This window comes from Vibrio sp. Vb0349, assembly GCF_033338975.1.
The window spans coordinates 163,821-178,155 of sequence record NZ_JAWOTS010000009.1 but is presented as its reverse complement, the minus strand read 5'-3'; the positions used below and the strand labels follow the sequence as shown (position 1 = coordinate 178,155).

Annotated in this window: 11 protein-coding genes, 1 tRNA gene, 2 pseudogenes and 1 riboswitch; of the genes and pseudogenes, 10 read left to right on the top strand and 4 right to left on the bottom strand. The window is 43.7% G+C overall.

Going from position 1 to position 14,335, the window contains the following annotated elements:
• The 3 genes and pseudogenes from R7Q47_RS12850 to R7Q47_RS12840 all read right to left on the bottom strand — a co-directional run.
• A pseudogene (locus R7Q47_RS12850) lies at positions 1-72 on the bottom strand (electron transport complex subunit RsxA); the annotation flags it as partial.
• A gap of 306 nt (positions 73-378) precedes the next feature.
• Positions 379-2,676 carry a formate C-acetyltransferase gene (gene pflB / locus R7Q47_RS12845; RefSeq protein WP_054576231.1) on the bottom strand — a complete coding sequence of 766 codons (2,298 nt, stop codon included), beginning with the start codon at positions 2,674-2,676 and terminating at the stop codon, positions 379-381.
• Positions 2,677-3,027: 351 nt separating this feature from the next.
• Positions 3,028-3,103, bottom strand: a tRNA-Asn gene (locus R7Q47_RS12840).
• A 559-nt stretch (positions 3,104-3,662) separates the two neighbouring features.
• Here R7Q47_RS12840 and uvrB point away from each other — a divergent pair.
• The 3 genes from uvrB to luxU all read left to right on the top strand — a co-directional run bounded on the left by uvrB (position 3,663) and on the right by luxU (position 7,732).
• A complete protein-coding gene (gene uvrB, locus R7Q47_RS12835) occupies positions 3,663-5,693 on the top strand; it encodes an excinuclease ABC subunit UvrB (RefSeq protein ID WP_017636056.1) in 2,031 nt (676 codons plus the stop codon).
• 291 nt (positions 5,694-5,984) lie between these two features.
• A complete protein-coding gene (gene luxO, locus R7Q47_RS12830) occupies positions 5,985-7,391 on the top strand; it encodes a quorum-sensing sigma-54 dependent transcriptional regulator LuxO (RefSeq protein ID WP_005380768.1) in 1,407 nt (468 codons plus the stop codon).
• Positions 7,388-7,732, top strand: coding sequence for a quorum-sensing phosphorelay protein LuxU (luxU, locus tag R7Q47_RS12825; protein ID WP_054576229.1), 345 nt, complete (start codon positions 7,388-7,390; stop codon positions 7,730-7,732). The genes luxO and luxU overlap by 4 nt, the downstream gene beginning before the upstream one ends.
• 138 nt (positions 7,733-7,870) lie before the next feature.
• On the opposite strand, the gene R7Q47_RS12820 is transcribed toward luxU, so the two are convergent.
• Positions 7,871-8,767 (bottom strand): YvcK family protein, encoded by an 897-nt coding sequence (locus tag R7Q47_RS12820; protein WP_005388931.1) that lies wholly within the window; start codon positions 8,765-8,767, stop codon positions 7,871-7,873.
• Positions 8,768-8,942: 175 nt separating this feature from the next.
• A riboswitch (molybdenum cofactor riboswitch) is annotated at positions 8,943-9,077 on the top strand.
• Between R7Q47_RS12820 and moaA the strand changes: the two genes are divergently transcribed.
• From moaA to oppB, 7 genes and pseudogenes are all read left to right on the top strand, one after another.
• The gene (gene moaA, locus R7Q47_RS12815) at positions 9,066-10,055 is read left to right on the top strand and encodes a GTP 3',8-cyclase MoaA (protein ID WP_017636052.1); all 990 of its coding nucleotides are present in this window, start codon (positions 9,066-9,068) and stop codon (positions 10,053-10,055) included. Its footprint overlaps the riboswitch before it by 12 nt.
• Positions 10,056-10,156: 101 nt before the next feature.
• Complete coding sequence (moaB, locus tag R7Q47_RS12810) at positions 10,157-10,669, top strand: molybdenum cofactor biosynthesis protein B (protein ID WP_005388935.1); 513 nt, start codon at positions 10,157-10,159, stop codon at positions 10,667-10,669.
• 26 nt (positions 10,670-10,695) lie between these two features.
• The gene (gene moaC, locus R7Q47_RS12805; RefSeq protein ID WP_005380779.1) at positions 10,696-11,175 is read left to right on the top strand and encodes a cyclic pyranopterin monophosphate synthase MoaC; all 480 of its coding nucleotides are present in this window, start codon (positions 10,696-10,698) and stop codon (positions 11,173-11,175) included.
• On the top strand, positions 11,172-11,429 hold the full coding sequence (gene moaD, locus R7Q47_RS12800) for a molybdopterin synthase sulfur carrier subunit (RefSeq protein ID WP_005388938.1): 258 nt from the start codon (positions 11,172-11,174) through the stop codon (positions 11,427-11,429). Before moaC ends, moaD begins: the two co-directional genes overlap by 4 nt.
• 1 nt (position 11,430) lies before the next feature.
• A complete protein-coding gene (gene moaE, locus R7Q47_RS12795) occupies positions 11,431-11,886 on the top strand; it encodes a molybdopterin synthase catalytic subunit MoaE (protein ID WP_017821374.1) in 456 nt (151 codons plus the stop codon).
• 531 nt (positions 11,887-12,417) lie between these two features.
• Positions 12,418-14,094: an ABC transporter substrate-binding protein gene (locus tag R7Q47_RS12790; RefSeq protein ID WP_017633862.1), complete on the top strand. Its 1,677-nt coding sequence runs from the start codon at positions 12,418-12,420 to the stop codon at positions 14,092-14,094.
• Between the two features lie 128 nt (positions 14,095-14,222).
• Positions 14,223-14,335, top strand: a pseudogene (gene oppB, locus R7Q47_RS12785) (oligopeptide transporter permease); the annotation flags it as partial.

Genomic DNA, 14,335 nt, shown 5'->3' with positions numbered 1-14,335 from the left:
GCCCAAAAACTTCACCAGTACAAAGTTGTTCACCAGCACAGTGCCGACCAACAACAAAACATATTCGGTCATAGTTATTACGTTCTTAAAATCCGATCTTGATATTATCGTGTTTTGTGACACCAATAACAACCAGTGAACGATGTGGTTTTACATACACGATGGAAAAATAGTCGTCTAATTGATGTATTTTGATGAATCAATAAGAAATTGAATCGTTTGCTGAATGTATTGTTAGCGAAAGGATACTACCTATTAATTTTCATCTAATGTGTGATTTTAAAAAAAAGCCCGCCTCTCCCAGGTAGAAAAGAGAGGCGGGCAATGCATATTTACAAGCTAATTATTTAAACTTTCTGAGTGCTTGATGGACTGTGTTTATATCTTACTCGTGAAGGTACGAGTGATGACGTCTTGCTGTTGCTCTGTCGTTAGAGAGTTAAAACGTACCGCATAACCAGACACTCGAATCGTCAACTGAGGGTATTTCTCTGGATGTTCAACCGCATCCAATAACATCTCTCGGTCTAGAACGTTGACGTTAAGGTGTTGACCACCTTCAATCGCAATGCCCTCGTTGCTTGCTTCGTGATGGAAGTAACCATCCATTAGCGCAGCTAGGTTTTTCTTCTGACTTAATTCATCTTTACCCAGTGCGTTAGGCACAATTGAGAAGGTGTAAGAAATACCATCTTTCGCGTAAGCAAACGGCAGTTTAGATACCGATGCCAAAGACGCAACCGCCCCTTTTTCATCACGACCGTGCATTGGGTTTGCACCCGGGCCAAAAGGCATACCTGCGCGACGGCCATCTGGTGTATTACCCGTTTTTTTGCCGTAAACCACGTTAGATGTGATCGTTAGGATCGATTGAGTTGGCACTGCTTCGCGGTAGGTGTGCATCTTCTGAATTTTCTTCATGAAGCGCTCAACCAGATCACAAGCGATGTCATCAACACGGGCATCATTGTTACCAAATTTTGGATAATCACCTTCGATTTCAAAATCAACGGCGATGCCATCTTCATCACGAACAGGTTTCACGGTCGCGTATTTAATTGCTGCCAAAGAGTCTGCGACAACAGACAGACCTGCAATACCACACGCCATCGTGCGGTGCACGTCGCGATCCATCAGTGCCATCAGTGACGCTTCGTAGCTGTAACGGTCATGTGAGTAATGGATGATGTTCAACGCTGTGACGTATTGCGTTGCTAACCATTCCAACATGTTGTCGAAACGAGGCATCAAAGCGTCAAAGTCGAGAATTTCATCTTGAACTTTGTCCACTACCGGACCAACTTGCGCTTTCGATTTTTCATCGATACCACCATTGATGGTGTAAAGCAGTGCTTTTGCAAGGTTGGCACGTGCACCAAAAAATTGCATGTGCTGACCAACAATCTGCGGGCTCACACAACAGGCAATCGCGTAGTCGTCATTGTTGAAATCAGGACGCATTAGATCGTCGTTTTCGTATTGAACCGAAGAGGTATCAATCGACACTTTTGCAGCATATTGTTTGAACGCTTCAGGCAATTGCTCTGACCAAAGAATCGTCATGTTTGGCTCAGGAGCAGGGCCCATAGTATGTAGCGTATGTAAGTATCGGAATGTCGTTTTAGATACTAGCGTACGGCCATCAACACCCATACCTGCCATGGCTTCTGTTGCCCAGATTGGGTCGCCAGAGAACAATGAATCGTATTCTGGTGTGCGTAGGAAGCGAACCATCCGTAGCTTCATGATGAAGTGGTCAATCATTTCTTGCGCTTGTGATTCATCAATCAAACCGTTTGCGATATCGCGTTCTAGATAGACGTCTAGGAAAGTCGAAGTACGGCCCAGTGACATTGCTGCGCCGTTTTGCGATTTAACCGCCGCTAGGTAGCCAAAGTAGGTAAATTGGATCGCTTCTTGTGCTGTTTTTGCAGGTAGCGACATATCAATGCCGTATTTCAGACCCATTTGACGAATGTCTTCAAGTGCTTGAACTTGATCGGCTATTTCTTCGCGAAGACGAAGTGTTTTCTCAAGATCGTTGCCTTGTTCTAAGAACGTTTGTGTTGAATTGTATTGTTCTTTTTTGTCTGCTTTTAAGAAGTCGATACCGTATAGGGCGAGACGGCGATAGTCACCAATGATACGACCACGGCCATAGGCATCAGGAAGACCCGTAATGATGCCGGATTTACGACACGCTAGGATTTCTTTGGTGTAAAGGTCGAAACACGCTTTGTTGTGAGTTTTACGGTATTCAGTGAAGATTTTTTCAACCGTTGGATCCAGCTCGCGGCCATAAACTTCGCAAGAGTTTTTGACCATGCGAATCCCGCCATTGGCGATGATTGCACGTTTTAGCGGTTGATCAGTTTGTAAGCCAACGATCTTTTCCAGATCTTTGTTGATGTAGCCTGCATCGTGGGAAGTGATTGTTGAGGGCAAGTCTGTGTCAAAATCAATAGGGGCGTGTGTGCGGCTTTCTTGTTTTATGCCTTCAAGCACTTGGTTCCATAATGCTGAAGTGGATTCGCTAACTTCAGCTAAGAAAGTCTCGTCTCCCTCATAGGGTGTATAGTTTTTTTGGATGAAGTCACGAGTGTTGACAGAGTTTTGCCATTCACCAGCAGTAAATCCAGCCCATGCATCTAGCATGTCAGTTGTCGGAATAGTCATAAGTAAATCCCTAAGTTATTGATAATTAGAATGGAGGCGACGAGTAGGACGGAACCATTCTTAACCCTTTTAATCGTATGGATTTATTTGTTATGAGTAAAATGAATGCTTTTCATTTTTTCAATGATTAAATTGCATTAATAATAGATTCAACTAGTTATGATTGTGTTTTGCTAGAAAAGAGACAGAATTAAATGTGTGGTGCTGTGAGAACACTATCTATGACAATGTTATGAGTTCTGTAATTTGAACTTATTTCGGTGTGATTTTATGACGCCTAGATTGGCTTAGATTTCATGGCGATTAAGATACAAAAAAAGCCGTGTCTTGCGACACGGCTTTTCTATAATCTGGCTCCTCCTGCTGGGCTCGAACCAGCGACCTGCGGATTAACAGTCCGTCGCTCTACCAACTGAGCTAAGGAGGAATTGCTTTGCTTGAAAGCGGGACGAATCTTACCGAGCACTCAAACTACTGTCAACAGTAAAAAAATACATTTTTAGCAAAAAATATTGAGTTAAGGGCTTTACTTTTCTGTATGGCTTGCCAGTAAAGGCTCGAGGTTAGTTATCCACTAAATTTGTGGATAAGTATGTTGATGAGATCTGGGTAAAGAAAATTGATATGCAACTAAGTTTTTATTTAATGAATTTTTAGTCAGAGTTATGCGTAAAATAAGCAAATAAAACAGAGATTTATCGATGTTAATCAAAAGGTATTCAAAGTGGATAAAAATCAATCTTTTGGGGATAAGAAAGTTTTAAGCTAATTTTTGGGGAAAAGTTGTGGAAACTATAATGTGAAGAATGTGTGTAGCTCTTCAACTAGGGCGAAGCACTATATCAGAGTCACTTTTGTATGGCTATAGCATTCTAGACAAACAAGAAAATTTATTAACAATGATGGGTAAATTCTCGATAGACGTAGATTTCATTAGCTAAGGTGTATATATATACAGCCTTAGCGCAGTAAAATTGAGGAAGGGTATGAGTAAAGTCTATGAATTGGTCTCCGATTATCAGCCGTCGGGCGATCAACCAGGAGCGATCAATCAGTTGCTTGAGGGGCTCGATGCTGGGCTAGCACATCAAACCTTGTTGGGGGTCACAGGCTCAGGTAAAACCTTCACACTAGCGAATGTGATTGCTCAAGCCCAACGACCTGCAATATTACTTGCGCCAAACAAAACGCTTGCTGCTCAGTTATATGGTGAGATGAAGTCATTCTTTCCTAATAATGCGGTTGAGTATTTTGTTTCTTACTACGATTACTACCAACCTGAAGCGTACGTTCCGACCACGGATACCTTTATAGAGAAAGACGCTTCAGTTAACGCGCATATAGAACAAATGCGTTTGTCTGCTACAAAAGCACTACTAGAACGTAAAGATGCCATTATTGTTGCATCGGTATCGGCTATCTATGGCTTGGGTGATCCTGAATCGTATCTACAAATGATGCTGCACCTACGTCGCGGTGATGTGATTGATCAGCGTGATATGCTTCGTCGCCTAGCGGAGCTCCAATACTCGCGCAATGATGTTGCTTTTGAGCGAGGGCAGTTCCGTGTCCGTGGCGAGGTGATTGATATATTCCCTGCTGAATCAGACCAAGACGCTGTGCGCGTTGAGATGTTTGACGATGAGGTGGATTGCATCAGTGTGTTCGATCCATTGACAGGCGTGGTGAAACAACGAGACTTGCCGCGCTATACCATCTATCCCAAGACGCACTATGTCACGCCAAGAGATCGCATTCTTGAAGCGATTGAAAATATTAAAGTCGAACTAGAAGTGCGCAAAAAGCAGCTTCTAGATAACAACAAGCTACTGGAAGAGCAGCGAATTAGCCAGCGCACTCAATTCGATATCGAAATGATGAATGAGTTGGGCTTTTGCTCCGGTATCGAAAACTATTCTCGTTATCTCAGTGGACGCTCGGAAGGTGAGCCGCCACCAACCCTGTTTGACTACTTACCTCATGATGGCTTGTTGATCATCGATGAATCTCACGTGACAGTACCGCAGATAGGTGCCATGTATAAAGGCGACCGTTCGCGTAAAGAAACGCTGGTGGAGTTTGGTTTCCGGTTACCTTCAGCTTTGGATAATCGTCCACTGAAGTTTGAGGAGTTTGAAGCACTAGCGCCACAAACGATTTTCGTCTCTGCTACTCCTGGAAATTACGAACTAGAAAAATCGGCGGGTGATGTAGCGGATCAAGTCGTTCGTCCTACAGGCTTGCTTGACCCTGAGTTGGAAGTTCGCCCAGTAGCGACCCAAGTCGACGACCTATTGTCTGAGATCCGTATTCGCGCAGCTAAAGATGAACGAGTTCTGGTTACAACACTGACCAAACGAATGGCTGAAGATCTCACCGAATACCTTCACGAACATGATGTTAAGGTACGTTATTTACACTCAGACATTGATACTGTTGAGCGTGTGGAAATTATCCGTGACCTTCGTCTTGGGGAATTTGACGTGCTGGTGGGAATAAACTTATTGAGAGAGGGCCTGGATATGCCAGAGGTCTCGTTAGTTGCAATTTTGGATGCGGATAAAGAGGGCTTCTTGCGGTCTGAACGCTCACTCATTCAGACCATTGGTCGTGCTGCACGAAACATCGAAGGTAAGGCGATTTTATACGCTGACCGAATCACCAACTCAATGAAAAAGGCGATGGATGAAACTAACCGTCGTCGCGAGAAGCAGGAAGCGTACAACGAAGAAATGGGTATTTCGCCACAAGCGCTCAAACGAAATATCAAAGACATCATGGAACTTGGCGATATCACTAAGTCTAAACGCCAGCGTAACACTAAACAGGTACCATTATCGAAAGTGGCGGAGCCTTCGCAAACTTACGAGGCACTGTCCCCTCAGCAGCTAGAAAAAGAAATCAGTCGACTGGAGGCAGCGATGTATCAGCATGCGCAAGATTTAGAGTTTGAGTTAGCGGCACAAAAGCGTGACGAGATTGAAAAACTACGAGCGCAGTTCATCGCAAATAGTTGAACAAACTTACCGATTTAACTATCCAAGCATTTTAGGTCGCTTGTAAAAAAAAGAAGCCAATAGGCAGTCGGGTCTATTGGCTTGTTTTGTGAACATATCGTTCACTAACAACGTCAGTTGGCTAGGTGACCCGAGGGGTCACTATCGTTACAGCATGGTTTGTGCCACTTTTTAAATAATTGATATTATTTTTGAATTTTTTCCTTTGCCCATAATTTAGCTAATGTTATTTGCAAAATGCAAAGCGTAATGCGATTATTGTTTAAAACACAACAAAATAATAGCTAGGTTATGCAACAAAAACCCGAAGGCCCAAAGTCTCGTTACCTTTTAATGGTCGAGGACACCGCATCTGTTGCGGCTCTGTACCGCTCATACCTGACACCGCTTGGCATAGATATCAATATTGTCGGCACAGGTAGGGATGCCATTGAGAGCCTAAATCATCGAATTCCAGATCTTATTTTACTCGATCTCCGTCTGCCAGATATGACGGGGATGGACGTTTTACATGCCGTTAAAAAGAGTCATCCCGACGTACCTATAATTTTTATGACCGCTCACGGTTCTATCGATACCGCTGTCGAGGCCATGCGTCATGGCTCACAAGACTTTCTAATTAAACCGTGTGAAGCAGACCGTTTACGTGTCACGGTTAACAATGCCATTCGTAAAGCGACCAAGCTAAAAAATGAAGCCGATAATCCAGGCAATCAGAGCTATCAGGGGTTTATCGGCAGTAGCCAAACCATGCAGCAGGTTTACCGTACGATAGATTCAGCGGCGAGCAGTAAAGCGAGTATTTTTATCACAGGTGAAAGTGGTACTGGTAAAGAGGTATGTGCCGAGGCTATTCACGCAGCAAGTAAACGTGGTGACAAACCTTTTATTGCAATTAACTGTGCTGCAATTCCAAAAGATTTGATTGAGAGTGAACTGTTTGGTCACGTAAAAGGGGCCTTTACTGGCGCTGCGAATGATCGTCAAGGGGCAGCTGAGTTAGCGGATGGCGGCACACTTTTTCTAGATGAGCTTTGTGAGATGGACTTGGATTTACAAACCAAGTTGCTACGATTTATTCAAACGGGCACATTCCAAAAAGTGGGTTCCTCAAAAATGAAGAGCGTGGATGTGCGCTTTGTTTGTGCCACTAACCGTGATCCCTGGAAAGAGGTACAAGAAGGTCGATTCCGTGAAGATTTGTACTATCGTTTGTATGTCATTCCTTTGCATTTACCGCCTTTACGCGAACGAGGCGAAGATGTTATTGAAATTGCATACTCACTGCTAGGTTACATGTCACACGAAGAAGGAAAAAGCTTCATACGTTTTGCGCCTGATGTCATCGAGCGATTCAACAGCTATGAGTGGCCGGGTAACGTTCGTCAGTTACAAAACGTGCTACGCAATATCGTTGTTCTAAACAACGGTAAAGAGATTACGTTGGACATGTTACCGCCACCGTTGAATCAACCGCTTGACCGTCCGTCGTCTGTGGCTAAATTAATTGAGCCGAAAGCGATGACCGCATCTGAGATTATGCCATTATGGATGACGGAAAAAATGGCAATCGAGCAAGCGATTGAAGCATGTGATGGCAATATTCCTCGAGCGGCGGGATACCTTGATGTCAGTCCGTCGACGATTTACCGCAAGTTACAGGCATGGAACGGCAAGGAAGAGCGGCAAAAAGTATGAGTGTAAATGTATTAAATCAGCAAAAAATAGATGAACTGTCGATGGAAATTGGCAGTGACAACGTACCTGTACTGTTCGATATCTTCCTAGGAGAAATGGATACCTATATCGAGAACTTATCCCAACTGCAGGGGGCAGAGCGATTAGCTTACTCAAAAGAAATCAGCCACGCGTTGAAAAGTAGTGCTGCGAGCTTTGGGGCAGATCGCCTTTGTGAACTGGCGATGTCCATAGACAAAAAAGCGAAAGCCGGTGAGTTGACTGCGGAGTCTGAGGAGTTAGAGGTTATGTTCGATCTTTTGCACGAAACTCGAGATGCTTATCGCTCTTGGCGACAGTAACTATTTATTCCTATTAACCATTTTTTCTTAGTAAACATCTGTTCTTACTGGATGCCTGAACTAAAACCCTTCGATGACAGAAGGGTTTTCATTATCAATAAACACCTTAAAAGAGGGCGCTAGCCAGGTAACGTGCTCTTAAATAGAAAGTTGTAGCTGATTTTCAATCGCTAGTTTGAGCTTGTTTCTATCGTGACGCCAGTCTCGGTTAGAGGAGGCGAGTGACTCCGTCACTACATTCCATTGACTTAAGACGTCTTGCTCGGTTTTCTCTGCTAGAACCACGTCTATTTTTCTTCCTTGACAGGCACGTTCACACCATTCTAATTTTTGAGCCATCGTCATTCGTCCCGCTGGGCCGTATTCTGGACTCAGGTTAGCAACAAAAATGACTTTTGCTTTTGTGTTTGCTGCAATCGCTTTGCCGAGTTCAGGCAGCAATAAAGGAGGCATGATACTAGTTAAAAAACTGCCAGGGCCAAGAATAATCGCGTCCGCTTCCGCCAAAGCTGTGATGGCTTCTTTGGTAGCAGGCACTTCTGGTGAAAGATCCAAACGTCGCAAGTCTGCTTTCATTTCGTCGACATTTGTTTCTCCCGTAACCCACTTCCCATCTACGGATAACGCGGAAAGATCCGAAGGGTGTTCGGACATAGGAAGGATGTTAACGTCGACTTTTAACATATTGCGAATCAGATTAATGGCATCTAAAGGTCTGACCGATAAGTTATCGAGTGCAGTAAGCATCAAATTACCAAGATTATGACCATCAAGTTCGCCAGTGCCTTTGAAGCGATATTCAAACATCATAGAACTGATCGAAGGCTCTGTAATGAGCTGATTAATACAGTTACGTGTGTCTCCCCAAGCGATTCCTCCTTGGCAGTGACGAATTCTTCCTGTTGAACCACCATTGTCAGTCGTGGCAACAATCCCAGTTGCATTGCTGCCAAAATCTCGTAATGCGGCCAGCATTCGACCTAAGCCATGACCACCGCCAACAGCGACCACTTTTTTATCTGTGTAGATATTCATTATGTTCTTCTAATAATCTAATAAAAAACGGCTACAATTTATCTTAAGGAGTGTCTTAAAGGTACTCACTTAGCGGTAAATTGTGTCTCTAGAGAGTTTTTTATCACTCAAGTCTGGATTCCATTACAAATATTAAGTATTTTACACCGCAAAGCTATCAGAGATTTCATATCTCTGGTTGCCATAACTCCGAGCTCACTATTGCTAAGTCCTTGGATAAGCGTTTTGAGCCAGTGGCATACTGTCACAAGGGCATGATTGGAAATGGCCATGCCTCCCGTGTTTGGAAAGGTGTTCCGTGGCGCAACAATTCGAAGACAAATTTCATCGTAAGTTTTATTACTTGCGTCTGTCTGTGACCGACGTATGTAATTTCAAATGTACCTATTGCCTTCCTGATGGCTATAAGCCTTCGGGCAATAAAAACTCGTCTTTTTTATCTCTCCCTGAAATCAAACGGGTCGTAAAAGCATTCGCTGATTGTGGCACGTCAAAAGTGCGCATCACTGGTGGTGAGCCTAGCTTACGCAAAGATTTTACCGACATTATCCATTCAGTAGCGGCGACGCCTGGCATTCAAAAAGTTGCAACGACAACCAATGGCTATCGCATGGCAAAACAAGTCGCAGATTGGCGTGAAGCGGGTTTAACCCACATTAATGTCAGTGTGGATAGCCTTGACCCGCGTATGTTTCATCAAATCACAGGTGAAAATAAGTTTACTGAAGTCATGAATGGTATCGAACGTGCGTTCGAGGTCGGTTATGAGCAAGTAAAAGTTAATGTGGTGTTGATGAAAGATCTGAACCATCACGAGCTGCCAGCGTTTCTTAACTGGATAAAAGATCGTCCAATCCAACTGCGTTTCATTGAGTTGATGCAAACGGGTGAGATGGATGAGCTATTTAATAAGCACCATGTATCCGGAGTGGCAATTCGTAACCAGCTAATTGCAAATGGTTGGTTGCTGAAAGTGCGCTCGCATAATGATGGTCCTGCGCAAGTATTTGTTCATCCTGATTACAAGGGTGAAATAGGTCTTATCATGCCTTATGAAAAAGACTTTTGTGAAAGCTGCAACCGACTGCGCGTTTCTGCGATGGGTAAGCTGCACCTATGTCTGTTTGGAGACCATGGTGTAGAATTGCGTGATCTTTTGGAACGTGATGAGCAAGAGAGTGAGCTTATTGAACGTATCCAGGCGCAGTTACAAACCAAGTCGGTAAGCCATTTCTTGCATGATGGCAATACTGGTATGACGCCACACCTCGCGTCTATCGGCGGCTAACTTCATTCAACTTTTAGAGCGAGCTTAGTGATAAGCTGGCTCTAACTTTTTCCGAATCGATACCAAGCGTATCAAAGCTAATTAAGAGAATAGGTGAACAAATGGGTCACGCTGAAAGCAAATTCCAACCTGCAAATATTGCCGTTCTAACGGTATCTGACACTCGTACTGAAGAAAACGATACCTCTGGTCGTTACCTAGCTGAGCATGCTCAAGAAGCGGGTCACAACGTAGTAGACAAGCAAATTGTTATTGATGACATGTACAAGATCCGCGCGATTGTTTCTCAATGGATTGCTGATGAAAGCGTACAAGCGATCATGATTACTGGCGGTACAGGTTTCACCTCACGTGATAGCACGCCAGAAGCACTTAAGCCTCTATTTGATAAAGAAGTTGAAGGTTTTGGTGAGTTGTTCCGTATGGTGTCGTACGAAGAGATCGGTACGTCTACCATTCAGTCTCGTGCGATTGCAGGTTTTGCTAACCACACCGTGATCTTCGCAATGCCAGGTTCAACGGGTGCGTGTCGTACAGGCTGGACAAAAATTATTAAACAGCAGTTGGATGCAAGTCATCGCCCTTGTAACTTCATGCCACACCTATCTGTATAACCTTTCCTAAAAGCGAAGGAAAAACAATGACCCAATTTACACATATCAATGCTTCTGGCGAAGCAAACATGGTTGACGTGTCAGCAAAAACGGAGACGGTTCGTGAAGCTCGTGCTGAAGCATTTGTTCACATGGCCCCAGAAACACTTCAACTGATTGTCTCTGGCCAGCACCACAAAGGTGATGTATTTGCGACGGCTCGTATTGCTGGTATTCAAGCTGCGAAGAAAACCTGGGATTTGATTCCACTTTGTCATCCGCTACTACTCTCTAAAGTTGAAGTTCAACTGGAAGCTATCGAAGCAGAAAACAAAGTTCGCATCGAATCAGTATGTAAACTTGCGGGTAAAACTGGTGTGGAAATGGAAGCGCTCACGGCAGCTTCCGTTGCTGCTCTAACGATTTACGATATGTGTAAAGCAGTACAAAAAGACATGGTCATTGGTCAAGTTCGTCTACTAGAGAAAACGGGTGGTAAATCTGGTCACTTTAAGGTGGAATCATGATTAAAGTACTTTTCTTTGCTCAAACTCGCGAGCTGATTGGCATCGACAGTGTCGAGTTAGACGGGCCGTTTGAAACGGTTGAATCAATTCGTGCACATCTAGTGGAAGAAGGCACTAAGAAAGATGGCAAGTGGGATTTAGCGCTCGAGCCAGGAAAGCTACTTGCTGCAGTGAACCAATCCATCGTCCCTTTGGATACACAAGTAAAAGCAGGTGACGAAGTTGCGTTTTTCCCGCCGGTAACTGGGGGTTAAGATGGATTCTCGTGTTTCTGTACAAATTGAAGACTTTTCGGTTGAGCAAGAATATCAACGTCTATCTGAAGGGACGGCTGCCGGTGCTGTCGTTACATTCGTTGGTAAAGTTCGAGATATGAACCTTGGGGATAATGTCATTGGTTTACATCTAGAGCACTATCCGGGGATGACAGAGAAGAGCTTGAGCGACATTTGTGATCAAGCTGAGTCTCGCTGGCCACTATTAGGTGTACGCGTGATTCATCGCGTCGGAGACATGGATAGCGGTGATCAAATTGTATTTGTGGGCGTTTCCAGTGCGCACCGCGGCGCGGCATTTGATGCGTGCGAGTTCATCATGGATTATCTGAAAACCCAAGCTCCATTTTGGAAAAAAGAGCGTACGACGAATGAAGATCGTTGGGTTGAGTCGCGCGACACCGATCATCAAGCTGCACAGCGTTGGGAAAAATAGAACTAACCCGCATTCTAGTGAAAAAAGCTAAGTGCTAATGGTACTTAGCTTTTTTTGTATTTATCTTCATTGTATTGCTCACTTTGTTTCAATATTTCCTATCTTTTGTCTGGTGATATTCTTCACAATAAAAGTTTTTTGCCCAATATATAAACAATTATTTGTTAGACTTGATTTGTCATAAATGTTAAATGATGTGTAAATATCTAGCATAAGATGCTAGTAAATGGTTTAAACTCAGATTAATCGAAAGTTTCGCCTGTTAAATGTCGCTTCTGGTCTTTATTTGGCTGGTGAATGCTTTGGGGTTAGAGTTTACTGCTAGATATGTGTGGTTTAGTCAGCATTATTGGTTTTTTTGCTACATTTTTATGGCAAATTACTTCAATGATTGCTAATGTGTGCCGCAGTCTTTGTAAGGTTTTAGACTTTTGTGCTCAGAAAGTGCACTAAAAAAATCTAAAACTCTGACCGTTCCAGGCCCTTACAAAGAAGTCATGGATGCTAACGAAAAAATTTGGAGTTTTACGCATGTATAAGAATAAAATCACGCGCGCTTTATTTATTGGTGCTGGTCTTTCTCTCGCTCTAGCTGGTTGTGGTGAAAAGCCTGCGGAGAAACAAGCTGCTGAGCCTGCTCCGGCTCCAGCCCCTGAAGCTAAATCTGATTCTAAAGAGCCAAAACTTGCTGCTGTTCAAGAATTGGTGCGTGGTAACGGTACAGAAGTTGCGACAATAGACCCTCATAAATCTCAAGGTGTTCCAGAATCCCACGTGATTCGCGATCTTCTTGAAGGCCTTGTAAACCAAGATGCGGACGGTAACACTATCCCTGGTGTTGCAGAATCTTGGGAAACTGAAGACAACAAAACATACACTTTCCACTTACGTGAAGACGCAAAATGGTCAAACGGTGATCCTGTCACTGCAGGTGATTTCGTTTACAGCTTCCAACGCGCAGTCGATCCAGCAACCGCCTCTCCATATGCTTGGTACATGGAATACACCAAGATGAAGAACGCAAAAGACATTGTTGCGGGTAAAAAAGATAAGAGCGAGTTAGGTGTTAAAGCGGTTGACGATCACACGTTAGTGGTTGAGTTAGATACTGCAGTACCATATTTTGTAATGATGATGGGCCACACGACAGTGAAACCTGTTCATCAAGCAACTGTTGAAAAGTTCGGCGATCAATGGACGAAGCCAGAGAACTTTGTAGGTAACGGTGCTTATGTTGTTGACAACTGGGTTGTAAACGAGCGTTTGGTTCTAAAACGTAACGAACAGTACTGGGACAACGAAAACACGACGCTTGACCAAGTTACTTTCTTACCAATCGAGAACCAAGTAGCGGAAATGAACCGCTTCCTAGCGGGTGAAATCGACTTCACGAATGAGCTGCCTACAGAGCACTTCAAGCGTCTGAAGAAAGAGCACCCACAAGAAGTGTCTGTAACCGGTAACTTATGTACTTACTACTACATCTTCAATACGAAGAAAAAGCCGTTTGATGATGTTCGTGTGCGTAAAGCGATTTCTTATGCGATTGACCGTAACATTGTGACCGATGCGATTTTAGGTCAAGGTCAAAAGCCAGCTTACTTCCTAACACCTGAAATTACGGCAGGTTTCAACCCAGAAATTCCTGCATACGGCAAAATGACGCAAGAAGAGCGTAACGCAGAAGCTGCGCGTCTATTGGAAGAAGCGGGTTACGGCGCAGACAACCCTCTTGAATTTAACCTTCTATACAATACATCAGAGAACCACAAGAAACTTGCGGTTGCACTGGGTTCAATGTGGAAGAAGACACTTGGTCTAGACGTTACGCTAGAAAACCAAGAGTGGAAAACTTACCTATCTACCAAAGATTCTGGCAACTTTGAGGTTGCTCGTGCAGGTTGGTGTGGCGACTACAACGAAGCTTCATCTTTCCTAACGCTGATGATGAGTAATAACACTACTGGTGGTATTCACTACGACAGCAAAGAGTACGATGCGATCATGAACAAAGCATTTGCTTCAACTTCTGACGAAGAGCGCCAAGCACTTTACCTAGAAGCAGAGAAGTTGATGGCAAAAGATATGCCAATCGCACCTATCTACCAGTACGTGAAATCACGTCTACTATCACCGAAAGTTGGTGGCTTCCCAGTAAATAACGCGGAAGACAAGATTTACTCTAAAGATCTCTACATCACAGAGTAATTCGTAACTCGATAGAACTATAAAAATGAGGCCCTACATGTGAGAAATTGCATGTAGCGCCTATCTTTAGTCCAAAAGAATTGGACGACTTCTTTAATTTAACTGTCACAGACTGAAAGAGTGAGTTTATGCTTAAATTCATCGCAAAAAGGATATTTGAGGCGATCCCAACAATGTTGGTTTTGATCACCGTATCTTTCTTTCTTATGCGCTTTGCACCGGGAAACCCTTTCTCGACAGA

Excerpts from the sequence above, each read along its gene's own strand:
- R7Q47_RS12820 (WP_005388931.1), bottom strand. The coding sequence starts at position 8,767 with ATGAATATCTACACAGATAAAAAAGTGGTCGCTGTTGGCGGTGGTCAT.
- pflB (WP_054576231.1), bottom strand. The coding sequence starts at position 2,676 with ATGACTATTCCGACAACTGACATGCTAGATGCATGGGCTGGATTTACT.
- moaC (WP_005380779.1), top strand. The coding sequence starts at position 10,696 with ATGACCCAATTTACACATATCAATGCTTCTGGCGAAGCAAACATGGTT.
- luxU (WP_054576229.1), top strand. The coding sequence starts at position 7,388 with ATGAGTGTAAATGTATTAAATCAGCAAAAAATAGATGAACTGTCGATG.
- moaE (WP_017821374.1), top strand. The coding sequence starts at position 11,431 with ATGGATTCTCGTGTTTCTGTACAAATTGAAGACTTTTCGGTTGAGCAA.
- moaD (WP_005388938.1), top strand. The coding sequence starts at position 11,172 with ATGATTAAAGTACTTTTCTTTGCTCAAACTCGCGAGCTGATTGGCATC.
- R7Q47_RS12790 (WP_017633862.1), top strand. The coding sequence starts at position 12,418 with ATGTATAAGAATAAAATCACGCGCGCTTTATTTATTGGTGCTGGTCTT.
- uvrB (WP_017636056.1), top strand. The coding sequence starts at position 3,663 with ATGAGTAAAGTCTATGAATTGGTCTCCGATTATCAGCCGTCGGGCGAT.
- moaB (WP_005388935.1), top strand. The coding sequence starts at position 10,157 with ATGGGTCACGCTGAAAGCAAATTCCAACCTGCAAATATTGCCGTTCTA.
- luxO (WP_005380768.1), top strand. The coding sequence starts at position 5,985 with ATGCAACAAAAACCCGAAGGCCCAAAGTCTCGTTACCTTTTAATGGTC.